This is a genomic window from Chloroherpetonaceae bacterium, from assembly GCA_033763895.1.
GTDB lineage: Bacteria > Bacteroidota > Chlorobiia > Chlorobiales > Thermochlorobacteraceae > JANRJQ01.
In genome coordinates this window covers 267,589-293,436 of record JANRJQ010000014.1, presented here as the reverse complement: position 1 = coordinate 293,436, position 25,848 = coordinate 267,589, and the positions used below count along the sequence as shown (strand labels likewise).

The following is a 25,848-nucleotide window of genomic DNA, read 5'->3' as shown; positions in this document are numbered from 1 at the left end:
AAGAAACAGAACGAGAGGAGTTAAACATGCAATCCGTCTTAATTGTAGGCGCTACGGGCGTTTTGGGGAAAGAGCTTATTCCGCGCTTAAGCGCAAAGGGGCTTCGGGTTCGCGGGCTTGTGCGACCTGAATCGAAAGAGAAACTTGAAAAGGCAATGGCCGAGGGCTTGCCCGAATTCGAGGCCGTGTTTGGCAACATAATGGATAAAGCGTCGCTTTTGGAAGCGACGACAGGCATCGATGTGGTGATTAGTGCCGTGAGCGCCGGGCAAGACCGAACGGCGGAATCGCGCGGGAATGCCGAGCACTTCGGGCAGATGAACCTCATCGATGCCGCAAAAGCAAACGCGGTGAAGCAATTTATTTTCACTTCAACGCTCTTTCCAAAAAATGCGCTTGGCTACAGCTTTGTATGGGCAAAGCTCATGACGGAAGAAAAACTGCGCGACTCCGGCCTTACCTACACCATCTTCCGACCGTGCGGCTTTTTTTACGAACTCTATTACCGCGGCGCCCCATTTGTGGAAGCCACGAATATGTTTCCCATTCTGGGCGATGGAAAATCCACCACACAAATGCTTGCCGAGCAAGATGTTGCGAAAATGTATGCGGCGGCGGTGGGTAATGCGGCGTGTTTTGGAAAGACGTTGGAAATCGGTGGCGGGAGAATAATGACATTCGATGATCTGATTGCCGAGTGGTCGCGCGTGCGTGAAAAGGTTGAAGGGAAATCGGTTTTGCCGATGCACATCCCGCTCACCCCAACGCGAATCCTTGCCGAAATGATTAAGCCTTTTTATGAGCAAGCGTGGGGCCTTGTTCACCTGCTCGACTTCAGCTACGACTCAATGGCCTGCGACATGACCGAACCCAAACGCCTCTTGGGCATCACCGAAGACATGATGACCCTCGAAGCCTATATCACCGAAGCGTATGAGAAGAAGTATGGGGGGAAATTGTTGGTGGGGTGAAAAAAGAATACAGACTAAAGCAAAACCGCTAATCGACGGTGTGAAAAGTATTCTGGCTGAATGTTACTTGGCAATTGCTCCTGAGAGGGGATTTCGAGGCACTTTACGGTCAGTCTATCACTAAAGATGACATAAACACAAAATTTAAATTAACGACGTCTAACCCATTGCGAAAATTTGTACTATAGCCAGCGGTCTCAATTAATCATTCAGTCAAAATAATTCTATTAATGTGTTTAACATTATGAGTGGTTGAAAATAATTCAAAATCCTATATCAGCTTTTGGGCCTATATAGCCGATATAAACTTTTCTATTTGAATTGTTTGGGAAGTAATATAACCTAAAGGGTTCACCACCAAAATACCATTTAATATGAAGACTAAATACACGGTCTCCAATGCCCGGACAATTGAAAGTTCTTAATGCAAGTGAATTAGTTATACGAGTAGGAGTATCAGGGGAATTATCCAATCCCAAATTTGAATAATCAAAATTACCGTGTTTCCAAGTTCCAGTAAACAAGTTAAGTCGCTTAAGCTTTTGGTCTATTAATCCAAAACGGTCATCATTTACAGAAAGATGCCGAATTTGCTCCAATACTCTATCACAAAAAATAAGGTTTGGAAAAAGAATATCTCTATTGTCCCAATAATTTTGAATTGATTTGTAAGCAACTTGTTTCGCACAATTAAATTTAAATTCATTGAAACTAACTAAATTTGCTATTTGTCTATTTGGAAGTATTGCCGTTAATGTAAAGTCAAACCCTTTAAAACCGTTACAGTCATTATTGTAAAGAATATCAAAATCAGCTTCGTTGGGTATATCAAATGCGATGGGAGAAAATGAATTAAACAACTTAACAACTAAACCCTTATACTCATTGGTAAGACTCAGAGGTAATTCATAAAAAACTCCGTGAACGCAACTTTGCATCCAGAAATCTTCATAACGAATAAGATTATCAGTCTGTGTATTCCTTTTCGCAACAACTTCATTTAACGATTTGATACCGTTTTCAAAATCACCAAGTGTTGCTGTATTTAAGGCATCTTTGAATAGATAAAAGTTGTTCATCCTTTCCTTAAATTAAATAAGTAAGCAAAATCAATTTGAGTTTGATCAAAAAATCCACTTGGCCAAACCGTCAACTCTCCCTTTTCTGTAATTGAAATTGGTTGAACATCAGGTTGAATGCTTTTTTCTTTATGACTGAAAAAGTTTATTGTAACAGCGTTATTAGAAATCTTCTTCTCTGCAACAGCTATTTGAAGACCATTAATCAAATGGTCACTGTGTGTTTCTATAATTACATTTACTCCTGAACTTGCCACCATAGCTAAAAATCTGCCAACTCTTGATTGTGCAGATGGATGCAAGTGGGCTTCTGGATTTTCAATAACAAAATAACTACCTTTTTTGGCAATTAAGCCAGTTGCAATAATTGGTAGAATATAGCTAATTCCAAAACCCAAATTAGTTGAAAGAGTTGGGTCTGAAATAGTAAATTGATTTTCAATTAACACTTGTGCCGTCAATGTATTTGGACTTGTTTCAACTCTAACTTTTACGCCTTTCATTATGAAGTCAAGCCAATTGTTTACTTGGTCTATAAGAAAGTTAGTTTGTGTTTCGCCAAATCGTCTTTCATTTTCAATTTTAAAATAGCCATTCTCTAAACCGATTAATTGGGCTGTTGTTTCACCTTGCCAACCAGCATTTGGATAATCAAAAAATTGTAATTGTTGATTAATTCTAGGGCCAAATCGTTCTGCACTTAAGTAATAAAACTCTTGGTTAAATATAGGAAAATTAGCAACATCAGTTTTGTTGATTACATTGGGTGTCAAATAAAGTTTAGCATCTCTGTTGTCTACATTATAAGTTACAGTTACTTCTTCCTGTTCATTGAATAGACCAATGGTAATTTGATTTAATTCAGCATTTCTATTCAAGACAAAACTGCTGTTTCCGAGAGCTAAACAATATGCTCCATTAAGTTGAACATTTAACCCATTTATTTTATTCAATTGGTATTGCCCGTTTATCCATTCTCCACAATGCTCTATGGTTCTTCTAAAATAGAGTAATGCTTGAATTGCGGTGCTTTTGCCATTACCATTTGCTCCCGCCATTACTGTAAGTTGATTGATATTTATATCAGTATCAACAAAGCATTTGAATTGATTAATTTTTAAATGATTCATTATTTCAAATTATTGCTGATTAATTGTTCGGCAGCCTTAAATGCTGCTTGAATATTTGCTTTAGAGTTTGTGCTGTATGATAGATACAAAAACAATTCTGTTTCATTAGAAACCTTTTCAGCTAAATTCATAGCAAATGATTCAAATTGATTTGATGATTTCAATTTAATAGATTCGATTTCACTCAACAATACACTCCAACTTACAAATAATGCTTTGTTAATTAACTGGCGGTATGCGTCTGAATTGATATGTTCAACTTTACATTTTCTAAAGGAGTATCTGCCGAATAAATGGTAAGCGTTCTTCATTGCATTGTCAAAGAGATTTACATACTTTGAGTAATCAAATTTTTTGTCCTTGCTCAAAGTTTCTGTCAATGAATTCAGTTCAGATTCTATGTTTCCGCTGTAATTATTTAGCGTTTTATCAGCAGCATACTTTCTGTAAAACATTATAAAACGTAAAGCTAATTCCTGTGCTTCCATTCGCACATCTTTTATGCTATACCCTGTTGCTTCTTTGAAACTTGGCAGATTAGCCATTTCTCTAAGGGCTTTTCGTAGGTCATCACTGGATAAACAGTTTCTAATTTCCTGAGCATTTAGTGGTTGACCACCTGTATTGATTCTTCTGAAAATATCATACTTCAATTTGAATGGGGAAGAAGGGTCAATTACATTCACCGTAATTTGAGTCATATTGAACCAACGGTAATATTTTGCATCAATTGCTTTTTTGGGGTTTTTATGTGTGTAAACTTTTCCGTCACATTTATCACCCAAATATTCAAGTTTTCGGAGTTGAAATTTGTTGTCCATAAAATCTCTGATGGTGCTTAGTCGCTGTAATCCATCAACTACTGATATTCTTCCTTCATCATCTTGGGCAAAGTAAAACATTGGTAAAGGAATTCTCATCAAGATTGATTCAATAAGTCTTGATTTTCTTTGATTATCCCAAACAAGGTTTCTTTGAAAGTCTGGAGTTAGATTAATGTCTTCTCTTTTTATCATATCGTAGATTTGATGCAAAGAAAAATTCTTGGTGTCAACCCTTATCTTGTCAGGGTCGTAAGGTGTTTCATCGTCTTCTTCTTCGATTTCTGTGTCTTCGGAACCAAATTGATGCGGATTATTTTGAACTAAATATTCTTCAAGAATTTCTTTGAGTTGGTCAATGTCTTCTTCAAACTCAATAGCCTTATTCAGAACGGTTAGTTTGTCATTTTTTAATTCTAGTTTGAGTAAATTTTGACCGTCAGCAACGGAAGCTAAATCGAACACCACTATGCCGTCTGTTGCTTGGGAATTGTCAATTTTCAAACGAAGAAGCCTTTCTTCATTTTCATTGACTCTTAAATATATGTCCGTATAGTTCATTGATATAATAATTTTTAGCTACAAAGATACCTTTTTGTTTATTGATTTCTAAATCAAATTATTCTTATAATTTATGAATGCCAATTAGATTTAATTAATAATTTGTCATTATAATCATTGGTTATAATGGAAAGTGGGCATACAGGATTGAAAGATACAAGGCAGCCCAATGATTCTGGATAACTTGATGTTTATCGAAAAAAAGCGAAGTTTAGGATAACAATTAATTAGGCACATCCAATACCTAGACCAAAATTAGTCATAAAAACATCTAATTCAATTATTAATGCGAAATAAACTAAAATTTGTGAAAAAATCCGCTCATTGTATTACATCGATGCAAAAAAAAAGATTTTAGAATTTAGAAAAGGGAAAGGAATTTTGAAAGGGATATTTTAAGTGAGGTGAAGAAATGTTGTAAGGCATATCGGTTGCCGAACAAGTTGCTGAGTCATGAAAGAAATAGAACACGGATAACGCGGATTGAGCAGATTAGCGCGGATGATCTGTGAATATCATCTGAATCTGTGTCATCTGTGTTCAATGGCATTGTATTGGATTCGGCACTTCGACAAGCTCAGTGCGGCGCAGGCTCAACCGTCACAATGTTGGGTTTCTCAGATTCCGGACAAGTCGGAATGACTCGCTGGTTTTATATCAGATACCGAACAAGTCGGTATGCTTGTACTAGCCAGTCGAAGTGACAGTCTGTTTTGGTGCATGCCGGATTCCGAACGCGCTTCGCTTGTCGGAATGACATCAAAAAACACCTTCAGACGGACTTTGCCAAAGCCATAATCTCCTCATAATGATAAACATTAACCCCCGGCTTTAATTGCAGTGCAGCCGCGAGCATCGCTTTTGCGACCGCTGAGGCTTGAATCGCTTTGTATTGATTCGGAATCAAAAATGAAAACGGCGACATCACCGCTTCGCTGATTCGCTCGCCCAATCGAAATTCCTTCCGCTCTCCCAATAGCAGCGACGGACGGAAAATCGAAATGGAAGAAATCGGGAACGCTTTCACCGCATCTTCAACCTCCCCTTTCAACCGCGCATAAAAATTAAAACTTTTTGAGTCGGAACCGGTGGAGGACACCAAGGAAAAATGCGGGCATCCAAGCTCGTTGCAAAAGCGCGCCGCATTCACCGGTATGTCATAATCAACCTTGCGATATTCGGCCTCATCGCCCTTCACTTTATTCGATGTGGTGCCAACCGCAACAAATACGGCACTGCTGCCCTCGATCGCCGATTTAAACTGCACAAGATCGGAAAAATCAATCACACGCACCTCAAGTTTGGGATGCGTACGCTCGAGCGGACGCCGTGCAATGACGCGAACGGCCTCAATACTGGGATGTTGAAGCAATTCGGTGAGCAAATGTCCGCCGATAAGACCTGTCGCGCCGATGAGTGTGACTTGTTTCATAAAAATTTATAAGACAAACCAAAATTTTAGTTTTTTAAGTTATGATTTTGTTGATAGCGAGTACGGTAAACCCTTAAAAACTTCATAATCTCACTATAAGAGTTCGATAAATCCTTAATATACAAACGTTCAACTCCATTTGGATGCTCAAAATAAAGATATGGAGATTGTTTATTAAAGTAGATATTTTCGTTTGAAACCTCAGACCAAGAATAAAAAGGTGTATTAATGGATTGAATACCAAAATTATTTATCTTAATATAAACTTTATTATCTAATACAGATTTATAATTTTGTGAAATAGTAAAAATACAAAGGATAATAAAGAAACCACCAGACCAATAATTTTCATTATATAATTTATAAAAACCAATAATTAGCATTAAAGCGCTGAAGAATAAATTTAAGTATACAGAAGATTTTTCTAACTTTATATTTACTTCAAAGGGTATTGAAAAATCATATTCAAAATAGGGTTCATCCTCAATTAAAAACTTAGATTGTAGTTTATTCCATTTTTCCTTATCCTCACCACTCCAAATTAAAAGTTTGTTCCAAAATGATTCATCTTTATAAATCAATTGATGATAAATAGCTAATTTCTTCAACTCATGTACATTTCTAACATTTTCAAAAGCCCAAACTAACCATTTGGGAGTCACGACTAAATAGTAAATAGCTGGAATAAGAATTGGAACAAAAGTTAAAAGTAACCAAATTATATCTGTATTCTTATATGGAAGACAAAAAAGAAAGAATAAACAAAACAGAACAAGCATTAAAATAAGCGAAGGATAAATAATCATATTTATTCCTCGCTTTAGTGCATCCTCAACAGAAATTTTTTTATTCATTAGAAATTTTTACTTGTGAATAAACAACTTTTCAAAAGTAACTATGTTAAGTCCCGCAAAAAGTGCGATAACCTTCCTCAAATTGGCGATGTGAGGGCAATGAATACTCAGCGAATTCCGGCTTAAAGTCGTACGGATGGGCAAGAACCTGAAGAAGCTGTTCAAAGGTATGCATATCTCCCATTTCAGCGGCATCTAAGGCCGTTTCCACCAGATGATTGCGCGGGATAAATGCGGGGTTTCGCGAGCTCATCACTTCATTGGCTCGCGCCGGTGTTGAAGTGGCCTCTACTGCATTTTGCCAAGATTCAAGCCAAGGCTGAAAAATCGGGTTGTTTTGTATGGCGGTTTCATAGAGCGATGGCTCGCGAAGTGCCAAAAATGTATTGGTGTAATCCAAGTGATGGGTGTGCATCAAGTTGAAAAGGTCGTGAATCAATGAGGCGTATTTCGATTGGTTTTGTTCAATCCCAATTTTTTTCAGCATCGTGTCGGTGAAGGTTTCTTGCCAAAGGGTGTTTGCTTCATTGATGGCATCTTGAGCAAGTTGCCGTGCCGCATCTTTTTCGGGGTGAAGGGTGGGAATGAGCGCTTCAGCGAATCGCGCGAGATTCCATTGAATGATATTCGGTTGATTGCCAAACGCATAGCGGCCGTGATGATCGATGGAGCTATACACCGTTTTAGGGTCAAACACATTCATAAAGGCGCAAGGACCGTAATCAAAAGTTTCGCCACTGATGGCCGTGTTATCGGTATTCATCACCCCGTGAATAAACCCAACTCGCATCCACTGCGCCACCAACGCAAGTTGAACGCGAATCACTTTTTTGAGAAAACTGAGCGGCGGGTTTTCGTCGTCAAGAAGTTCCGGATAAAGGCGACGGATGGTGTACAGCGTGAGCGCGGTGAGGTCGGGCAAGGTGCCGAATCGTGCGGCAAATTCGAAGGTGCCGACGCGGATATGGCTTTTCATCACACGAACCGCCGCCGCACCGGGCTGAATGGATTCGCGAAAAACCATTTCTCCGGTTTTGACCACCGCAATCGTCCGAGAACTTGGAATGCCCAAGTGATGCATTGCTTCGCTGATGAGATATTCGCGTAGCATTGCGCGTAATGTGGCCTTGCCATCACCACGGCGCGAATACGCGGTGCGGCCGCTTCCTTTGAGTTGTATGTCGAACCGGAGGTTATCGCTCGTAAGATGTTCGCCTAAGATGATGGCACGGCCATCGCCAAGCATCGTAAAATGCCCGTACTGATGACCCGCATACGCTTGTGCGAACGAATTCAAATCGTGGTTTTCATATAAAAAAGAAACCAATGATTCGGGTTGAAAATGATGAAGATCTAAATCGCTTGAAAGCGGGGCGTTGAACAAAACAAGTACGGGTTTCGTGAATGCGGAGGGCTTCGCCAAGCTGTAAAAAATCTCGGGAAGGGTGAGATAGGAGTTATCGAAACGAAAAGAATTGGAATTGGGCATTTAAGGAAAAGTAACTTAAAAGTTTAAATCCACTAATTATTAATTCTATCAATGGGAAGCAGATGCCTTTGTTCAAAAATATAAGGGGTATTTTTATCCGCAAACCAATCAATAAACTTAAGGATGCCAATCACATTCAAAATAACTCCTAATGGAATTCCAATGAAATAATCGGTTAAAGTGACCAAATGATCGTTATGAATGGTTAAAAAAAAGAAAATAGCACAAGGGAGAAACAGCGTCAAACTTGTCGCCATTCCGGCGTTATAATATGATTTCCCCTTAACATTAAAAATAAATGTATGGGCAATTGTATTACCAATAGAAACTAAAATCGTTGCAATACCTAACCAAATTGCTGAATTTCCAAAAATGGCAGCAAGAAAATAAAATAACCAACCAACGAATACATTAACATACACAGCCGTTTTCGCGTTTAAAGGATAACGGTCGGGGATTTCACTGTTATACATAACACGATTAACCATCCCCGGGAAAGTCCCTACAACTCGATATTCTTCAAGCTGATGTAAAAATAAAGAAATCAAACTAAGCCAAACGATATAGTCATAAGTGGAAAAATCTTTGGCTTGGAATAAAAAAATTAAGGCTAAAACAGCAAATAAACCAGCTAAATCGTACCAATGTTTACTTAAGAATTTCATGTTCACAATTGAAACAAAAATTGAATCTATAAACAGAATTCCAAAACAAGAGCAATAACAATGTATTGCTAAATATTTGCAATTGATTATTAAAGAATTAAAAAAAATCAAATTAATGTAAAAACGGTAAAACGGTAAAACAATAAAAGGAGTTATAACTTAAATGAAGGATGATAAAATCCATCAGATAATGAAACCGTTTCCTGAAATAGAAGTTTCAAATTCTTAACATTATCACTCAAGGAGTTTTTCGTGCAACTTAAAATACTATCAATTTTAAGAGTTAAATTCTCGGGCTTGGTTTTCGCATTTTCTAAAATGTTAAGTGCTCGTTTATCGCCTAAGGGATAGAGTTCATTGAGTGCAAAAAGAGACGTCACTATGCATTTTGTTGTTCGAGTTAAACAGCCTACGGTATTGTAAATATCATTCTTATCTGCAAATTTTTGAGCATGAATAATCGTAAATTCAGCTGACCACAACGATTGTTGAATAACAGACCGTTTTAATTTTTGAGGATATTCCTTGACTGAATCCTTCAGTTTGGTAATAATACCATCAGTATCAAAAAGTGGAATGCAATAATGGGTCTCAGCTAAAAAAATAATTGAAGAAAAACCATAAGGAGGCTGCTGTTCAAAATTGTTCTCCCAAATTCCATTTATTGCATTTTGAATGGTAAGAGAAATTTGATCAATATTCTTATATATAAAATCCACTTTACAGAGATTCGTATTAATCCAAGCACCGCCATTCACCCAAGGACCCCATCCATAAAAATCAGTTACAGTCGGCGGGTCTTGATGAGCAAAATGGTTTGCAATAACCCTAATCTTATCAATATCAAACGGATTAGATTCTTGATAATAAATGCCGATATCAAGATCGGAGTTTTGAGATTGCATACCCACTGCATAAGAGCCACCAAGAACAATGGCTTTTACCCCATCAACATTTCTCAATGCCTCAACAATGCGATCTATTAAATATTGCTTTTCATTTGGTAATCTCATTTCAGATGAAATTATAAAATTAATGTTTGATTTTCTTCCTCAAAATTTCTGCTTGTATTCTCTCATTAATGTTAATCGTCGGTTCAGTAAACAATAAAATCGTAGTGCCAAATTCACGCGAATATTCGTTTGTTATAAAACCCGAAATTCGTGCAGATTTAAAGTATGGAGATGTAACAGTTAACTCATAATTAACCTCTTCACTTTCTTTTATTCTGATAAAATTAACATAATTTGGAGATAAATCAAACCAATTGATATAATCTGCATTAAAAGAAACTGCTTTAACATTGTATCTTGAATAGTAATTAATTGCGCCGGCTTGTCCATAATTATCGCAAAGAATAAGGGTGTTTTCTCTATTGGGCAAAGATGAATAAATGCTATCAACTTTGTAAGCCAACTCTTTCCAGCCAAGCATATCGGCAAAATCTTGAGGAAGAGAATGATCTTTCCCATCTTCCCAACGCAATAAACCCAAAGCCTTATATTTATCAGAATTCGCGATATAATGTTTCGGCGATTTTATTGAAAAGGCAATGTCGAACAAAAGACTATAACAAATAATTGGGATAGAAACTAAGGCAGTTTGAAAATATTTCTTCAATTCAGGTTTTATCCATTCTGAAAGAAATACAGAACCAAATGAAATGTAAATGGGATAAAGCCCTATGGCGTAGTAACCTTTAGCCTTAAAATAAACAAAAACAATAAGTGTAAAGAAAAATGAGTATCCAAAATGCTTGAATTTCTCAAAAGGTTTGTAGAAAAATAGTGCGTAGATAGCGGCAACAATCACGGGAAATGACCCAAGAATAAAGAAAACTTGCTCCTTTAAAAAGTTTAACCGACTGACATGCGCCAATTGAGTTTCTGCAAGATGACTTAAATGGATAAAAACAGGGAAATTATTGGAGTACTGCCACCAAAGATTTGGAAAAATGAACAAAAATCCTAAAAATAGTGCAAAATAAAAATCCTTAAGAATATAGACTTTACGATGATTGGTGAGTAAAACTGCAGGAACAAGACCAATCAGTAAAAAAACGATATTATACTTATTCAAAAAACCGATTGCAAAAACAAAACTACCGATATAAAGCCATCGCAGTTTATCGCTATTAAAATATTTAATTAGAATAAAATATAAGGCTGTCCAACTTAACACATCAAATGAATTGGGTTGATACAGTGTATTGAGTCGTAAAAGGCTGGAGAATAAAATACAAGTAGCTCCTAAAATCAAAGCAAATAAATTTCCTTTTAATTCTTCAATTGCCTTCCAAACAATAATAATGGTCAAAGCACCAAACAAAGCAGGAAAAAATCGAACCCAAAATACTGAGTTTCCTAAAGCCTTGATAATAAAGGAAATCCAAGAAGTTAGTGGAGGTACGGATAAAAATCCCCAAGCCAAATGGTTTGCTTGATCAAGATGAAGAAATTCGTCTCGCTGTAAATCATATTCAGGGTTGAAAAACAAATACTGCAAAAGAAATTTAGCAAGAATAAAGGCAGCTAATATCCAGTATCGATTGTTCATTAAGCTTACTTGAATAATTCAAAAAATTTATAAATGAATATGAATGAATGATTTTATCATAAATGAAAACAAAGAAAGAAGAAATCCTGTGCGCTTAACCAGTAAAATAGTTTGTAATAAAGAAAAAAGTGAATAAATTGAATGCCAAATGGTATTTACTACCACAAAAATTAATTTTGCGTAGCCACAGACCACATATTCCCTGCAAAATCCTTAAATGTTCCTCGTCGATCAGAATCGTTGGCTTTCGTGCGCGGTTCATCAACGATTTCGCACCCTAAAGAAATGGCCTTTGCAAAAGTGGCATCAACATCGGGAACATAAACATGCATCCAATATCGATTTGATGGATAATCTACGGTAGAGTGGCTCATCATAATGATAGAATCATCAATTTGAATTTCAATATGCATGATTTTACCGTCGGGTTTTTCATAGCGCCGGTGAATTTTAGCATCAAATATATTGGATAGTAATTCAATCAACCTCTCGGCATCGACAACCATAAAATAGGGTGATACCGAATTGTAATTTTTTGGCTTAAAAAAGTCCATTTAAATAGATAAATTAGAATATTTCGATAAGATAATTCAAGACGAGGCGATAAAATGGGTTCAATATAGTTCTTCCAAAATTAAAGTCTTTCTGATTACATTAACTGCAAGGCTAGATGAAAATCGATATTCTGTGGCGTATTGTTAAGGTGATATCGTTATTGGCAAAGATTAAGTCGTAAGAAAATAAATAAAAAAGAAACGATTTATGTTATTTAAATTGATAAAACCCTTTCCTGATTGATTTCGATGACATTCAACGAATGTATTCAATGGAAAACAGCGAACCCGATATGGATATTTGCGGTTTGTTTATCCACGTAGAATTCGCGTTCTTTGGCTGTGCCGTGACAGGTATTCGGTAAACAAAATAGCGAACCACCAGCTAAACGTATATTACCGCTCTTTTCGGTTAAAGTAATTTCCCAAACATTCCCTAACACGTTTACTTCGTTTACAGCAGAGATAGGGCCATTATTATCCTCAATAACCCTCCTATTATCCGTCTGAATTAACTGCCAATATTATTCGTATGAAGGAAGCCGAGAACCTGACCACTTACAATAAGCCATAGCATCATTATAGCTAAATTGTGTTACCGGTAAATCTTCAGACAAGGGCTCATTTCTTCCATCGGGTTTTCTCCAATTCGCTCCAACGACTTTTGAAAAATCGAATAAATCTTTTTGAACAATTGACCATCCAAATTTGTCGGCGTCTGTGACATAACCTGTTTCTTTCACGAATTCTTGAAATTGATGATGGGTAACAACTTCAAGTTTTCCCTTTGAGCTTGGTGATTCAATTTGGCAAGAAATAATTAAGAGCAATAAAAATACCAAACCAACTCTTATATAATCATTTTCAATTTTCATTGGGAATCCGGATAAGGTAGATGTTAATTTTCGATTTATTTCCAACGGCTTTTGATTTCAATTTGAGTTTTTGGGTTTTTATCATCATTAGGACCGATCGCTGTATTTTCTTTTACTTGAATGAGGATTGGAATCCCCATTTGTTTTAAGCAAAGATCAATATTATTGTCATTATCCCCTAAGTCTGCCAATTGAAAAGGCGATACCATTAGCGTGTCGGAGCCATTAACTAAAGTGACAATAAAATTATTCTTTTCTGGTTCACCAAGTTCCTTGCCATTTACCGCGCGAACTCCCCCGGACCAAACGGCTTTTACAACTAGTTTTGTTTCTGCTTTTGGGCAATCACAGCCTACGCCGCTGTCGATATAGGGGTAAGTATTATCAATAGTAAAATATTCAGCATAACTTAATACCGGACCTTCATCCAAGGGGATAACACGGATGGTCTGGCCTTTAAAGTTTTGCCCTGTTCTTGCGATTAAGTCGCCAATTATTTTTACGGATACCGGCGGGTTATCTGATTGACTCCCATATTCACCGATTAATAGCAATGTTCTAAGTTCAAACTCTTCATTGGCAGGAAGAAAACTGGTTGCCTCGACTTCGAAGACCGTACCATTTTTGGTGGTAACAGCAAAATCAGAAGCTTGAACGGTACTTGGTTCAAGTTCATGAGAAAATACAAGGGGCATCCCATCTTTTCCCGGGGCGTTGCTATAAATTAACCGAGCGCGTTCTGTTAAGCCGTTATCCAATCCAAAAAAAGCGGTTAATATTTTGGGTTCTCTTGTTTTTTCAATTTGCGGAATAGTATCTGATAAATAAATTTTTAAAGGGCTTCGGTCACGAAGGCTAAGGGCAAGTTTTGTTACAGATGTAGGCGAGCAGCCACTTAAAAACGAAGAAATGAATAATAATCCATAAATAATTAATTGGACTTGTGAAATAAATATTCTCATTTTTTTTTATTAATTTGGAATTGCCGGTCGTTCACTTTAGAAAAATCAGAAAAAACCTTTTAATAGATAGAATTATTTTGCATTTATAAAATGCAGATTAAAATTGATATTCAGTAAAGCAGTCGCCACTTAGAAATTAATTACTTACAAGCGCTTTAAATGAAGTTGCATTTAGGAATGACCTAGTGATGTTCCAAATCCCCGTGAATTCGACTCTGCGAAAGCACTTAAATTGGTAATTCAACAATGAAGGTAGCCCCTTTGTCCTTTCCCTCCGATTCAGCCCAAACTTTAGCACCGTGCATTTCAACAATCTGTTTAACAATGGATAACCCTAAGCCCGTCGAACTTTCACCCCCTGTTGGTTGTGCAGAAAGTCGTTGAAATTTGCCGAAAAGTTTTTCTTTGTCCTCCTCGGTCAAGCCTTGTCCGTCATCTTTTATTTCAATTCGGATACATTCTTTCATCGAGTCAGTAGAGTGCTTTTGGCAGCTTACGCCAATTTTCCTGCCTTTGGGGCTATATTTAATTGCATTGGAAACAAGATTATCAAAAACCTCTTGCATTCTTGAAATATCAATTTCACGATACAGGCAGGCTCAATATGTAATTCACAGGGTTGCTCCTTTTGCTCCAATTGAGCGAGGTTACTTTGAACAACCATATTTAATAATTCACCGATATCAATGGGATGTTTTTGGAGCTCAAGAGTAGCGAGCTCGTAACGCATGCTTTTTAGCAAATCATTGATAATTGCAAGCATTCGACTCGAGCTGCGCTCTATCGTTTCGGAATATTTAACAATAGCATTAGGATCGTCCGCTTTCGCAGGCAGGAGTTGCGCGAAACCCATTATTGATTGAAGCGGATTTTTAAGGTCATGCGCAGCAATCGCCGGCAATTCGGATTTAAGTTTATTGGCTTCTTCAGCGCGTTGTTTTTGAGTTTCTGCTTCGGCGAGTGCGCCCGCAAGTTCAACATTTTTCAGAGGTTGCAGTTCGGCTTCTTTGGAATTGATTTCGGCCTCGCGTTTGGCTTGCTCGGTTTCCAAGCGGGCTTGGAGTTGGGCGATTTGTTTTTGGGAATTGGCGTTGAAGACCGTCTTTTCTGCCTCGTGAAAGCGAAGATGGGTTTGGTAAGCTAATTCAAATCGCCTTGTTTGCTCGTAAAGTTCGGCAAGGGGTTGGAGGATTTCAAAGCGCCATTGTTTTAAACCAAGTTTTTCAGAAATGGAAAGAGCTTGGTTGAGATGGTTTTCGGCTTCGGTAAAAGAGCCGAGTTTTAAGAGAGTAGAGCCAATGGCGCAAAGCGAGATGGCTATGCCCAACTTATCACCGATTTCATGTCGAATTCCTAGACCTTGCCAATAGTACTTGAGTGCTTCCGAATAGTAAGAAAGTTTATTTTTAGCATTTCCGATGTTATTCAGAGTAAGAGCGATGCTATATTTGTTTCCAAAATTTTGATGTATAGTGAGGCTTTGCAGATAGTATTTGAGGGCTTCTGAATAATCCTTAAGACCGGCTGTATAGATATTGCCAATGTTACCCAATGAAACGGCGATGCCTTTTTTATCGTCAATTTCTTGCATAATTCCAAGGCACCGCTGATAGAATTTAAGCGCTTCGGAATAGTCGGAAAGGTTGGTATAAACATTGCCTATGTTATTCAACGAACGGGCGATGCCAGTTCTATCGCCAATATCTTGGGAGAGAGCAAGGATTTGCTCATAGTATTGGAGCGCGTTCGGATAGTCAGAGAGGATCGCAAAAACATTACCAATAGAATTCAGTGCACTTGCAACACCCTGTTTGTCATTTAGCCCTTGGTATAAAGCCAACGCAGATTGAAATGAGGTAAACGCGTTGGGGTATTCGCTCAATCGCCAAAATGCAAAGCCTTTAAGAAACAATCCGCGGGCTTTTTCGCTTTGTAAATCTTTACGGTTTCCTATTAAAGTGAGAGCCTCGGTTGCAAGGTCAAGCGCACGTTGGATTCCAAGTCATTCAATTCATTTGCAAGGGCAATTAGGGCGCGAATTTTCCCTTCGTCGCTTTGCGATTCTGGAACAACCAATTGAAGTTATTCAATCGCTGGCAGTATTTTTGGGGGTTGCTGACCCGGTGTTTTCATCGGTTGTTTTTGTTAATTCTGCAAGTCAATTGAGTTTTACGATCTTTTTCCGAATGTCCTATTAATTAAAGTGAATAAGCAACCAAAAAAGTATATCCTAATTGACGTTCTGAATTTGCTCTATAAAACTCTTCCAGTATAAGCCTTAAAGAAAGTTCGTGCTCATGATTCAAACCAATGATTACAGTTACGCCATAATCTCTTTCATTAGAAAATCGCTCAAATGTCGCGGGGTTTCTAATAAAGAACCATTCAAAGAAAGAGCGAATCGTTAACGAAAAGTCCTCTGAAGCAGAAATTGGGAAATCAAAACTCAATTGATACCGTAATCGTGCGTAGTCTTCTCTTGCTGAGAGAGGATCTTCTGTATAGAAAAATCTGTATTCATATCTCAGTCTCTGCCGAAAAGAAATTTCCGCGATAACCGGAATTTTTAATTGAAGAGCCAACCAAGGGCGGACCTCAAAAAAGTTTGTGATATCTTTGTTGAAGGTATAATATCCGTTGGTTCCTCCTGAAAATGAAAAACTCTTAATTTTTCGAACGCCCCCAAAAGAAACGCCTATTCTTCTCTAACTGGGTTCATTATGCAGATGTTTCCAATTCGCCTCACCAAAAAACTCCCATTCTTCATTTTCAAAAAGAGGTTTCTCAATAACAATTTCATGAAAAAGCTCATGTTGACTAAATGCCGGATAACTTTTAAAGAGGCACAAAAGCACGAAAACCTTAACAAAGTATCGCATTATTTCTATTAATCATGATGATTCATCGATTATGAAAAATTGTGTCTAACTGTTGGGAAAAAGAGATTCGACTCTCTCCTTTAGCTCTTGGTTAAACCTTTCGTACATTGACATCATATGATGCTCAGCAAAAAAATTCAGTAACCGACTATGAGGTCCGTGCAAGCCATCTTCTTGTTCGAAAATTGTAGTCCCATAATTTGTAGGCACTAAAGAATAAATATGATGATCTTGTGTATTCGAAAGAATATCGCCAGACCAACCAAATTTTCTGCCTTCTTCATAATCTGTACAAATATGCTCGAGCTCCATAATGCCGCCTGTGAGCGGATTTTTGAAATATGAAACAAATTTTTCGCCTTTGATCATTTTTTTAACTGAAATGCCAATAAACGATGAGCTCCATTCTTTTAATTTGTCCCAATCAGTCAGCACACTCCAAACTTTATCAGGGGAGGCGTTGATTTCAATTTCAGTATAAACATGATTTTGTTTGTCTTCCACGATATTGAAGTTTAAGCATTGAATATTAAGGAAATAAAGGATTCGCTTGTTCGGATAACTATACTTTGTTCCACTCCAGTGTTTTAGACATGAACCCTTTTTTAACCTTTATCAATAATTTGTTGTCCTTTTTTGTAATCACAACATCAAACCATTCTCCCTGTTTTGGTACAAAAAGCAGCCCTTTCCATTCACTTCCTTCAAGTTTCACTTCCTTGAGCAAAGTTCTCACTTGTTGATTTGCATGATCTGAAGAAATCACTATACCCTTAAAGACACCATTTTCTTCAGTAATTTCAATTTTTGTATTGTCTTTTCCAGTATCCCAAACACCAAGGATAGAAATTTGGTCATTGCGATTAAAAGCAGTGAGTAAAAGAAATGAAATTAAAATTGATTTCATCTTAGGTTAATTATTTTATGAATTATAAATCCTTCTTAATGTTAGTTTACCAAGAAATAAATCGGGCATATTGAATTATTTTTGAGCAATTATATTATTTCCTTCTTCTGAACCAAAAAACCAAACCTAAAACACCAACAACTAAAATCAAGAGGTATGGAATCCAATTCCATAACATCTGTTTGGTTGATTTTTTAGCAACTTCTCCGGAAGTAGAATAACCCTTCGGCATTTTTACAACGCCTACCCTTCGCTCATAGGCTTCATAATCTGCAAGCATTTTCTGAAACAATTCAGGCTTTTCGGCAGCTAAATCATGACTCTCGGTAGGATCAGTTTGAATGTTGTACAAATACCATTGATTATCGCCGAGAGGAATGTTGTTTTTCACGATTTTAAAGCCATTTAGAAAATAGGCCGAACTCCCTGCTGCTTCCAAACCCACACCGTCTTCTTCTCCATAAACCGGTTGGCTAAAATCTTTGATATGACTAAGCAAGCTTTTTCCGGTTATTGGTACTTCACCTTCCTTAGCAGAAGTTGTAATCCCGACTAATTCATAAATTGTAGGCGCAATATCCGTGAAAAAACAAAAAGCATCGGTGCGCTGACTTTTGGGGATGTTTTTCCCGGTGATAATCAAAGGAACGCGTAAACCGCCCTCGCCAGTATAGTATTTGAAAAAAGAGAAAGGAGATGATAAACCATTGGCAAATTCTGCCCCGATGTAGCCATAATAACCTTTCTCACCCTTTTCATCATAGTCGCGATGATAGCCGTGAGTTAGCGCCCAAGGAATTGCCATTTTATAATCACCGCCATCAGGACCGTTATCGGAAGTAACAATAAAGATGGTGTTTTCTAACAAACCATTGCTTGTCAGATACTCAATGTATCGCCCGATGTGATAATCCATAGCTTCCAGCATTCCAGCTGTTACGGCCATCGACATAATAAATTTTTCCTGCTCTTTTGAGCTTAATTCTTCCCACTTTTTTAGTCCTGATAAGGCGTCTGTTGTAGGGGTATTTGCGGGAATTAGCCCCAACTCTTTTGCTTTTTCAAAACGGTCATTACGGAGCTTATTCCAGCCTTTTTTATAAATTTCTTTGTATTTCTCCACGAACGATTTTGGTGCCTGAATGGGCGCGTGGATGGCTTGAAAAGCGAGATATGAAAAGAAAGGATTCCCCTTTTTTTGCTCTTCTTGATGAAAGGAAATCACCTTATCAATGTATGATTTTGAGGAATAGAAATCTTCCGGAAGTTCAACCTCTTGCCCATCAGCATACCAATGCGCCACAGGTTTCATTGGAAGGTAACCACTGTTGTCATAATTACTTGCACCCGAGCCGCCAAGGATGAATGAACGATCGAAGCCGCGCTTATTCGGAAGGGTATTTTCATCGTGCCCCAAATGCCATTTTCCTAAGGCATAGGTATTGTAGTTGGCTTCTTTTAATCGAGTAGCGATTGTTTGTACCCGATTATTCAAAACCCCTTCATATCCTTCGATACTTTGATATTCTTCGGGAAGGAACTCTGGCAAATTTGCGACCCCCGCCAAATGACTGTCAGTTCCAGTCAAAAGCATTGCCCGAGAAGGTGAGCAAACCGGAGAGGTGTGCATATAAGTAAACATTATGCCGCCACCGGCAAGCCGATCAATGTTAGGTGTTCGTGCTTCACCTCCAAAGGCGCCAAAATCCATTAAACCGGAGTCATCCACCAAAATCAACACGATATTCGGTTTTGAATTTGTGGTCAGGGTGTCTTGGCTAAAAACCAAATTGGTTAATCCTAAGAAAAGGAAACAACCGAGTTTTACTTGCATTATATACTTATTTTTCATAGTCTTTTTTCTTTTAGTGTTTTCATCATCAATTGGGCAGTCTCATGACTTGAGTTCTGATTTTGACCCGTGATGAATCGTTTTTCGTTGTCAATGACAGTAATTGTATTGAATTGATCTATACGCTTCGATTGATCCGCTTTGTAAATCGCGCCTGCTTTCTTCAGCTCTTCTTCAGGATGAAAAGGAGTAAACTCAAGACCAAATGATAAAATCTGCTTTTGAGTAACCCCGGTCATCGGTCTTCCTTTTATCAAATAATCCCCATTTTTATCTCTAGCTTCGGTAAATGCCAATGCTCCGTGGCAAACACTTCCCATTATCGCATCGGAATTGTAATAAGCATCAGAAACTTTCGTGGCAACAACTTCAGAATTCATATCATAGGCAGCGCCCCAACCGCCGGCAAAAAAAACGATATCGTAGTTTTTTATATCGATCGTAGCAATCGGGATAGAATTTTTGATCTTGGCTTGGAAGGTCTCGTCCTCTTCAAACCGTTTGTCTTCATTGGATTTGAGGAAATAGTAAAAAGATTGCGGGTCAATTGGAATCTCACCGCCTTGGATGCTTGCAATGTCAACCTCCATATTTGCATCCAAGAATTCATAATAGGGGATTGTCATTTCAGACGCGAAGACTCCGGTGGGTAGTCCTGTCGTTTCGCCGGGTTTATTCAAAACGCGGTGTCTGGTAGAAACAATATGCGCCTTTTTGCCCCTAAATCGAAGGCTTCTCCTTTATAATCAGGATGGAATCCGCGCGATTTCAGGATGGCCGGTAGGGTAAGGGCAATGATTACTAACAAAGCTACAATTGCAGCTAAAATATAAATGAGTGTTTTACTTAGCTTCATGATATCGAACAATTTTGTTTAAGTGAATAAATAAGTAGAATATGACAGTAATTATAACTTTTATCTTCAAACAGTTGATATCTATCAATCAACCCTGACGGTATAATCTTTATTCTCACCTTCAATTGTTATTCTTTCTGTAGGCAATTCCAGTTTTGATTTTGAAATATGGTTTATCCCAGAAGATTGAAAAATTTCGTAAAGAACTTCCCATTTGATTGGGTCTGAACCCATTTTGGTTGAAAAGGACTTTCTTATGAAGAATTTTGTTTTAGCATCAATAAAAATTGTTAACTCATCTCCATTAACAATTACATTTTTACCAAATACCTTAATAATTCCGTTACTTTCATAGACATCGGCCTTCTCAAAAAAATCCAATAATTGACCTTTCGTCATATAGGTATAGGCCAAGCTATATTTCATTGCATTGCTAACATACTCGAGTTTGCTTTGCATTGCATTCTGTTGAACTTTACCTCGAATTCCAGCCTTTCTGTCAATATTTGTTTTGCCATCCACAACTGTAATGCTGAGTTCTCCCTTTTGGTCAAATTTGAATTCACTTACAAGTGTCGTTTTATTGCCACCCTCACCTGAAACAACAGAATGCATTTTCCAAATATATTTTTTCAGTTTTTCAATATTTTCGGCATCCACTTTACTCACTTCTAAAGCCAATTGCTCCTTATCAGTTTGAATAAAACCGGTATAAATACAAATGGATATTACCAGAAATAATTTGATATTATTTTTCATTATTCATTTTTATTTTTAAGAATTAATATAGAAGGTAATCAAGAATGTTATTAAACACTTAAAAAAACATAATTGATTCTAAAATTATTTTCCCGATAGATGCTCACCAATGAATGGGATTTGTTTATAGATATTCGCTAAAATAATGGTATTAAAATAACCCTCAATTTGCCAAAATTGTGCGGCTTTACTTATACCAACTTCCTTTTTCATTCGATTGAAATAAGTTTCTTGAAGTTTATCAAATGCCTTTTTTTGGGATGGCGTTCTGTTAAAGAGATCCTGTATCATTTTATCAGAAATGTTAGGGTAGTTTTTAGCGTAGTCTGAAATTACAAGGAGTCTTTCTTTCCCAAGCTTTTTGCGTTCTACTTCATATTCGTCGTAGATTTTCCAAAAAACAACGGCCGAGTCACCCAAACTCATAAATTTGGCGACCGCGATCTTCTTTTCAAGCCCTAAGGCGTCCTGAAAAATTTCAATCTCGGTTGGGTTTGATTGGGCAAATGAGGTGCTCGCAATGAGCATAAGGAGTGCGGTTAGGAGCTCCTTCGCGTGACTAAATCAAATTCGTTTACAAAGCGACCGAAATCCATTTTCTTTACTCTGTATCATGTTTGGACATTATTTTTAATTGAAAAAAAACATCCAAAAATACAGGCTTCGATAGGTTAAACTTCTTTACATATGTTGATAAATTAAAATTAATTAAGACTTTTTGCTTCTAATTCTGCTTAATTGTGTAGGCGTAACCCCAATCATCGAGGCAATAAATCGAAGCGGAAATTTCTTAACCAAGGAAGGGTTGGTTGCTATCAAATAGTCGTATCGCTGTTTGGCGGACCCATTTAAGAACAAAAGATGACGTTTAACGAGTTGCATCGCCCGGTCACCCATATATTCGCAATGAGGATATTAAAGGTAACATTTCGATTGAGCAAATCTTTCACATTGTGCATCGACGCAACAAATAAAGTGGATTTTTCTAAAATTTCAATAATAATAGGAGATTTCTGATTGGTTCTAACACTAATGATGTCGGATAAGAAATTTTTGCTTTGGAGTATCTCGTCTGTAATTTCATCTCCCCTTTCATTTAAGAAATAAGTTCTGGCACTTCCTTCTGCGAGAAATCCCAAAATTTTGAATTACTGTATCGTGCTCTTTAAAGAATGTCCCCTTTTTATATAATTGCTCATTGAAAATGGATAAAATTTCCTTTACTTCTTCAATTTTCGGATTTTTTACCCTTTCAAAAAGAAATTCTTCGAATTGATTTTTCATTTGAAAATCGGTTGAATTAAAAAGAAAAGTTATTAGCAAATAATATAGTGTGAAACACAGCGGTTGAATGTTTACAATAGAAGATGTCCAAACCTAAATTTTTTTTAATAGTCGTGCTTGAAGATTGCCTTTACGGTAACCACAAGCATTATCTACATATCTTTCAAGTTAATATTTTTGGTTATAAAATGATGTCTATTTATTATTCATTTTCCTTTTTTCTTTAGCATTAAAATGCACTGTAAGGGGAAGCGACTTCACCGCAAGTGAAAGGCGCGAAGCAAGCCGGAAAGCCTCACGCAAAACCAGTTTAAAACTAAAGCCCCAAATAATCTATTAAAATTATATATTTTTTCTTTCCTTCCCGCCGAAAACATCAAGCACCCCACCTCCGAGGTACCCCCTCCCACCTCAAAACCCGAAAGTTCAAGGTCAAAGGTCGAAAGTTCGGGGTAAAAGCTCCAATTGTCGAGGTTCGAGGTCGAACTTTGAATGTTTAAGAACCAAATTTCGATGTTTTAGGTCGAAAATTGGGGTTTAAACCTGCAACTTTGAATGGTTAAGGTTCAACTGCCGATGTCTGAAGTCCAATGGTTTTGTTCTGAACCCGAATTGTAAGGATTCATCGTTTTCCCATTTTTTTATGAACTCCGATCGAAGCGTATGATTAAAACCTATAAAATCGTTTTGGGATTTGGAACATTCATTTTCGCGGATTTTCGAAAGTGGCACTTTTCAACACAAAAGTGTCTAAGTAGCACGAAATCACGCTTAATGTAAATATGGTGTAAGTGGCTGGCGTTCGTTTCATTCTACTATTTTAATAATAACATTTCCTGTTTTTTGCCCCGAATCAACGTATTGATAGGCTTCAACAATTTGGTCTAATTTATAGAATCTGTCAATGACAGGCTTGTACTCACCTTTTTCAAATAGTTCTTTCAAAAATATGAGATCTTGTTTGGTGATGGATGGAATTGGAAATAAAAGCCTTTTGCCTCCCCATAGCGGAGTCGTTAAAGCAAAAAATAAATTTTCTCCGTTTTTTCCAAATTCGGTTGAAATGTAAATCCCTTTTTCAGTTAATAAAGGTTTACACTGACCAAATGAACTTTTTCCAACCGCATCAAAGATGAATTCAAACTTATCTTCAGTCTTTGTAAAATCCTGCGTTTGATAATCAATAACAGTATCTGCACCAAGAGACTTTACAAGACCTACATTTTTTGTATTGGATACTGCTGTTACTCTTGCGCCAAAATGCTTTAATAATTGAACAGCCGCAGAACCAATTGCACCTGTTGCGCCATAAACTAAAACATTTTGTCCGCGTTCAACTTTTGCTGCCCGTATATCTTCTAAGGCATAATGAGCGCCTTCCGAAAGAGCTGCTGCTTCATCAAAACTTAAAGTGTCAGGAAAATTTATAACCGCATCAATTTCAGCAATAGTTAAATACTCTCCGTGTCCGCCGCAGGTTTTATCATTAAATCCAAATACTTTATTACCCTTCTTGAAGGTTGTTACCTGTTGGCCAATTTCTTCAACGATACCCGAAAACTCACAACCCAATATTTGATATTTTGGTCGAAAAAGTCCAGTCCAAAATCGTGAAATAAAATATTCGGCACTACGGAAACCTGAGTCAGTCCGGTTTACTGTTGAGGAATAAACCTTCACCAATATTTCATTGTCTTTCGGTATCGGTTTGGGAACTTCCATTAATCTGGCAACTTCCGGTGGGCCATATTTTGAATATACAATCGCTCTCATTTTCTTAATAGTGTATTGATTATTGGCGTCCTTCACTTGCATAAATGGGGAGCGACTTTTCAGTGTTTGAAGGGCGCGAAACAGCCAAAAGTCTCACGCAAAACGGATGTTCAGCGAAGCGAAGCGAGCGAACAGCGGTGGTGCCGCTCCCCATTCAGCTAAACGGAGCGAAGCGGAGTTTAGCTGAACGGTTTTGGGCTTTGCGTTGGTGGGCTTTTGAAACGGAAAACTGTCTGCCAGCACCAATGTTTATTTATTGCTCAAATGTTTCTATTCGCACTTTCCGGCCACTAACGCAAAACCCGTGTTATAGGCAGTTTTTTACTCAGTTAAATTCAGCACCTGTTTACCAAAGTCAAAAAAGTTGTCATTTTCATTTTCGAAACTTTGATGGCTAATCATTCTGATGGCAACAATTTTATTCTTCGGATCTACAATAATGTAATTTCCCAAGTATCCGTCAGCCCGATATGTTATGTTGCCGCTAAATTCTTTTTTTCGTAAACGAAGATTAGAACCAAGTGTTTCATTAATGTATCCCCAAGGATTTTTTCCAAAAACATTTTGAACTTTAGCATAATATTCATCATTTGTAGCATAAGTTCCTTTCATTGAAATAACCTTTTGAACGAAGTCTTGAGGTACTTCTGCCTTTGTAAGTTCATTTATTATTTCATCATCAATTACTGAAACTGTCTTTTCATAGTCTATCCACCACAACATGCCATATCCTTGATATTGTTTACATGGCGTGATTACTTCAGTTATGTATTTTTCTGCAATTACTACCTCATTATTAAACCTTCCTTTATTTAATAATAAAAGTCCAATCTTAGCAAAATCCATTGGTTTAATTTGACATCCAGACATTACATGTGGATTGCCAACACTATCTAGGGACCAACTGAAATCAGTAATTCCCAATGGTCTGAAAAGACGTTCACCAATATAATTGTCCATTCGTTTGCCTGTAATTTTTTTTATTACTCCTGCCATAAGATTTAACGCCTTGTTGTTATATGCCCAAACCTCACCTGGTTTATATGAAAGTTCGGCAGTAAGGGCTAATTGCACAAAGTCGTGACTGGGATATATTTCAATTGATGCATTAGGATTGTTTTGCAGTCCTGAGGTCATATTCAACAAGTGTCTTAAGGTGATAAATTGCTTTTGGCCCTGTTTCCATTCGGGGAAATAAGTTGAAACAGGAATATCAAGACTATCAATCAACTTGTCATTAAGAAGGCAAGCAACTGCAAGCCCAACAATACTTTTCGTGCAGGACATACTTTCAATTTTATTATTGGCTTGTCCGATGCCAAAGTACTTTTCTATAACCAAATTATTGTCTTTATATATAATAACAGCTTCTGAATGCGTCTGCTCAGCCCCTTTTAGAAGGATATCTATTTTGCTTTTGTTTATTTTCTGTCCATAAGTAACAGAACCCATCAAAAAAGCGAATACAAGAAATAGAAGTATTTTTGTCATATTTATGTTGTTTTAAAATTGCCTATAACGGTTTGGGGCTTGGCGAAGGCAGGGCATTTGAAAACCATCAGCCGAAGTTTAGCACAAATGTTGATAGA

Annotated in this window: 27 protein-coding genes; 2 read left to right on the top strand and 25 right to left on the bottom strand. The window is 37.3% G+C overall.

Features of this window, described 5'->3' with window-relative positions; translation table 11 throughout:
• Positions 1 to 26: 26 nt before the first annotated feature.
• The gene (locus SFU91_15035) at positions 27 to 971 is read left to right on the top strand and encodes an SDR family oxidoreductase (protein MDX2130348.1); all 945 of its coding nucleotides are present in this window, start codon (positions 27 to 29) and stop codon (positions 969 to 971) included.
• 263 nt (positions 972 to 1,234) lie between these two features.
• Here SFU91_15035 and SFU91_15030 read toward each other — a convergent pair whose 3' ends face one another.
• The 3 genes from SFU91_15030 to SFU91_15020 are packed head-to-tail and all read right to left on the bottom strand — an operon-like array spanning position 1,235 to position 4,562.
• Entirely contained in the window at positions 1,235 to 2,050 is an 816-nt protein-coding gene (locus SFU91_15030) for a hypothetical protein (GenBank protein ID MDX2130347.1), read from the bottom strand.
• Complete coding sequence (locus tag SFU91_15025; GenBank protein MDX2130346.1) at positions 2,047 to 3,180, bottom strand: DUF3696 domain-containing protein; 1,134 nt, start codon at positions 3,178 to 3,180, stop codon at positions 2,047 to 2,049. The genes SFU91_15030 and SFU91_15025 overlap by 4 nt, the downstream gene beginning before the upstream one ends.
• A complete protein-coding gene (locus tag SFU91_15020; GenBank protein MDX2130345.1) occupies positions 3,180 to 4,562 on the bottom strand; it encodes a DUF262 domain-containing protein in 1,383 nt (460 codons plus the stop codon). The genes SFU91_15025 and SFU91_15020 overlap by 1 nt, the downstream gene beginning before the upstream one ends.
• A 527-nt stretch (positions 4,563 to 5,089) precedes the next feature.
• On the opposite strand from SFU91_15020, the gene SFU91_15015 reads away from it, so the two are divergent.
• On the top strand, positions 5,090 to 5,266 hold the full coding sequence (locus SFU91_15015) for a hypothetical protein (GenBank protein MDX2130344.1): 177 nt from the start codon (positions 5,090 to 5,092) through the stop codon (positions 5,264 to 5,266).
• 68 nt (positions 5,267 to 5,334) lie between these two features.
• Here SFU91_15015 and SFU91_15010 read toward each other — a convergent pair whose 3' ends face one another.
• From SFU91_15010 to SFU91_14905, 22 genes are all read right to left on the bottom strand, one after another.
• Positions 5,335 to 5,994: an NAD(P)H-binding protein gene (locus SFU91_15010; protein ID MDX2130343.1), complete on the bottom strand. Its 660-nt coding sequence runs from the start codon at positions 5,992 to 5,994 to the stop codon at positions 5,335 to 5,337.
• 26 nt (positions 5,995 to 6,020) lie between these two features.
• Positions 6,021 to 6,848 (bottom strand): hypothetical protein, encoded by an 828-nt coding sequence (locus SFU91_15005; protein ID MDX2130342.1) that lies wholly within the window; start codon positions 6,846 to 6,848, stop codon positions 6,021 to 6,023.
• 46 nt (positions 6,849 to 6,894) lie between these two features.
• Positions 6,895 to 8,337 (bottom strand): YdiU family protein, encoded by a 1,443-nt coding sequence (locus tag SFU91_15000; GenBank protein MDX2130341.1) that lies wholly within the window; start codon positions 8,335 to 8,337, stop codon positions 6,895 to 6,897.
• Positions 8,338 to 8,369: 32 nt separating this feature from the next.
• Positions 8,370 to 9,002, bottom strand: a complete 633-nt coding sequence (locus SFU91_14995; protein MDX2130340.1) for an HXXEE domain-containing protein — start codon at positions 9,000 to 9,002, stop codon at positions 8,370 to 8,372.
• Positions 9,003 to 9,154: 152 nt separating this feature from the next.
• Positions 9,155 to 10,015 carry a nucleotidyltransferase domain-containing protein gene (locus SFU91_14990; protein MDX2130339.1) on the bottom strand — a complete coding sequence of 287 codons (861 nt, stop codon included), beginning with the start codon at positions 10,013 to 10,015 and terminating at the stop codon, positions 9,155 to 9,157.
• Between the two features lie 19 nt (positions 10,016 to 10,034).
• Positions 10,035 to 11,558, bottom strand: a complete 1,524-nt coding sequence (locus SFU91_14985) for a glycosyltransferase family 39 protein (protein ID MDX2130338.1) — start codon at positions 11,556 to 11,558, stop codon at positions 10,035 to 10,037.
• 170 nt (positions 11,559 to 11,728) lie between these two features.
• Entirely contained in the window at positions 11,729 to 12,112 is a 384-nt protein-coding gene (locus SFU91_14980) for a VOC family protein (GenBank protein MDX2130337.1), read from the bottom strand.
• Between the two features lie 524 nt (positions 12,113 to 12,636).
• Positions 12,637 to 12,987: an SUMF1/EgtB/PvdO family nonheme iron enzyme gene (locus SFU91_14975; GenBank protein MDX2130336.1), complete on the bottom strand. Its 351-nt coding sequence runs from the start codon at positions 12,985 to 12,987 to the stop codon at positions 12,637 to 12,639.
• A 35-nt stretch (positions 12,988 to 13,022) separates the two neighbouring features.
• Positions 13,023 to 13,949, bottom strand: a complete 927-nt coding sequence (locus SFU91_14970; protein MDX2130335.1) for a hypothetical protein — start codon at positions 13,947 to 13,949, stop codon at positions 13,023 to 13,025.
• A gap of 227 nt (positions 13,950 to 14,176) precedes the next feature.
• On the bottom strand, positions 14,177 to 14,515 hold the full coding sequence (locus SFU91_14965; protein MDX2130334.1) for an ATP-binding protein: 339 nt from the start codon (positions 14,513 to 14,515) through the stop codon (positions 14,177 to 14,179).
• Complete coding sequence (locus tag SFU91_14960) at positions 14,443 to 15,861, bottom strand: tetratricopeptide repeat-containing sensor histidine kinase (GenBank protein ID MDX2130333.1); 1,419 nt, start codon at positions 15,859 to 15,861, stop codon at positions 14,443 to 14,445. The genes SFU91_14965 and SFU91_14960 overlap by 73 nt, the downstream gene beginning before the upstream one ends.
• A 286-nt stretch (positions 15,862 to 16,147) precedes the next feature.
• Complete coding sequence (locus SFU91_14955) at positions 16,148 to 16,618, bottom strand: DUF2490 domain-containing protein (protein MDX2130332.1); 471 nt, start codon at positions 16,616 to 16,618, stop codon at positions 16,148 to 16,150.
• A 255-nt stretch (positions 16,619 to 16,873) separates the two neighbouring features.
• Positions 16,874 to 17,332, bottom strand: a complete 459-nt coding sequence (locus SFU91_14950) for an SRPBCC domain-containing protein (protein MDX2130331.1) — start codon at positions 17,330 to 17,332, stop codon at positions 16,874 to 16,876.
• A 58-nt stretch (positions 17,333 to 17,390) separates the two neighbouring features.
• Positions 17,391 to 17,735 carry a hypothetical protein gene (locus SFU91_14945; GenBank protein MDX2130330.1) on the bottom strand — a complete coding sequence of 115 codons (345 nt, stop codon included), beginning with the start codon at positions 17,733 to 17,735 and terminating at the stop codon, positions 17,391 to 17,393.
• A gap of 94 nt (positions 17,736 to 17,829) precedes the next feature.
• Positions 17,830 to 19,587: an arylsulfatase gene (locus tag SFU91_14940; protein ID MDX2130329.1), complete on the bottom strand. Its 1,758-nt coding sequence runs from the start codon at positions 19,585 to 19,587 to the stop codon at positions 17,830 to 17,832.
• Entirely contained in the window at positions 19,584 to 20,267 is a 684-nt protein-coding gene (locus SFU91_14935) for a type 1 glutamine amidotransferase domain-containing protein (protein ID MDX2130328.1), read from the bottom strand. Before SFU91_14935 ends, SFU91_14940 begins: the two co-directional genes overlap by 4 nt.
• Positions 20,264 to 20,443, bottom strand: coding sequence for a hypothetical protein (locus SFU91_14930; GenBank protein MDX2130327.1), 180 nt, complete (start codon positions 20,441 to 20,443; stop codon positions 20,264 to 20,266). The genes SFU91_14935 and SFU91_14930 overlap by 4 nt, the downstream gene beginning before the upstream one ends.
• An 84-nt stretch (positions 20,444 to 20,527) precedes the next feature.
• The gene (locus tag SFU91_14925) at positions 20,528 to 21,202 is read right to left on the bottom strand and encodes a hypothetical protein (GenBank protein ID MDX2130326.1); all 675 of its coding nucleotides are present in this window, start codon (positions 21,200 to 21,202) and stop codon (positions 20,528 to 20,530) included.
• 84 nt (positions 21,203 to 21,286) lie between these two features.
• The gene (locus tag SFU91_14920; protein MDX2130325.1) at positions 21,287 to 21,730 is read right to left on the bottom strand and encodes a hypothetical protein; all 444 of its coding nucleotides are present in this window, start codon (positions 21,728 to 21,730) and stop codon (positions 21,287 to 21,289) included.
• Positions 21,731 to 23,293: 1,563 nt separating this feature from the next.
• Complete coding sequence (locus tag SFU91_14915; protein ID MDX2130324.1) at positions 23,294 to 24,166, bottom strand: NAD(P)-dependent alcohol dehydrogenase; 873 nt, start codon at positions 24,164 to 24,166, stop codon at positions 23,294 to 23,296.
• Positions 24,167 to 24,352: 186 nt separating this feature from the next.
• Positions 24,353 to 24,502, bottom strand: coding sequence for a hypothetical protein (locus SFU91_14910; GenBank protein MDX2130323.1), 150 nt, complete (start codon positions 24,500 to 24,502; stop codon positions 24,353 to 24,355).
• A gap of 78 nt (positions 24,503 to 24,580) precedes the next feature.
• Positions 24,581 to 25,750 carry a serine hydrolase domain-containing protein gene (locus SFU91_14905; protein ID MDX2130322.1) on the bottom strand — a complete coding sequence of 390 codons (1,170 nt, stop codon included), beginning with the start codon at positions 25,748 to 25,750 and terminating at the stop codon, positions 24,581 to 24,583.
• Positions 25,751 to 25,848 lie beyond the last annotated feature (98 nt).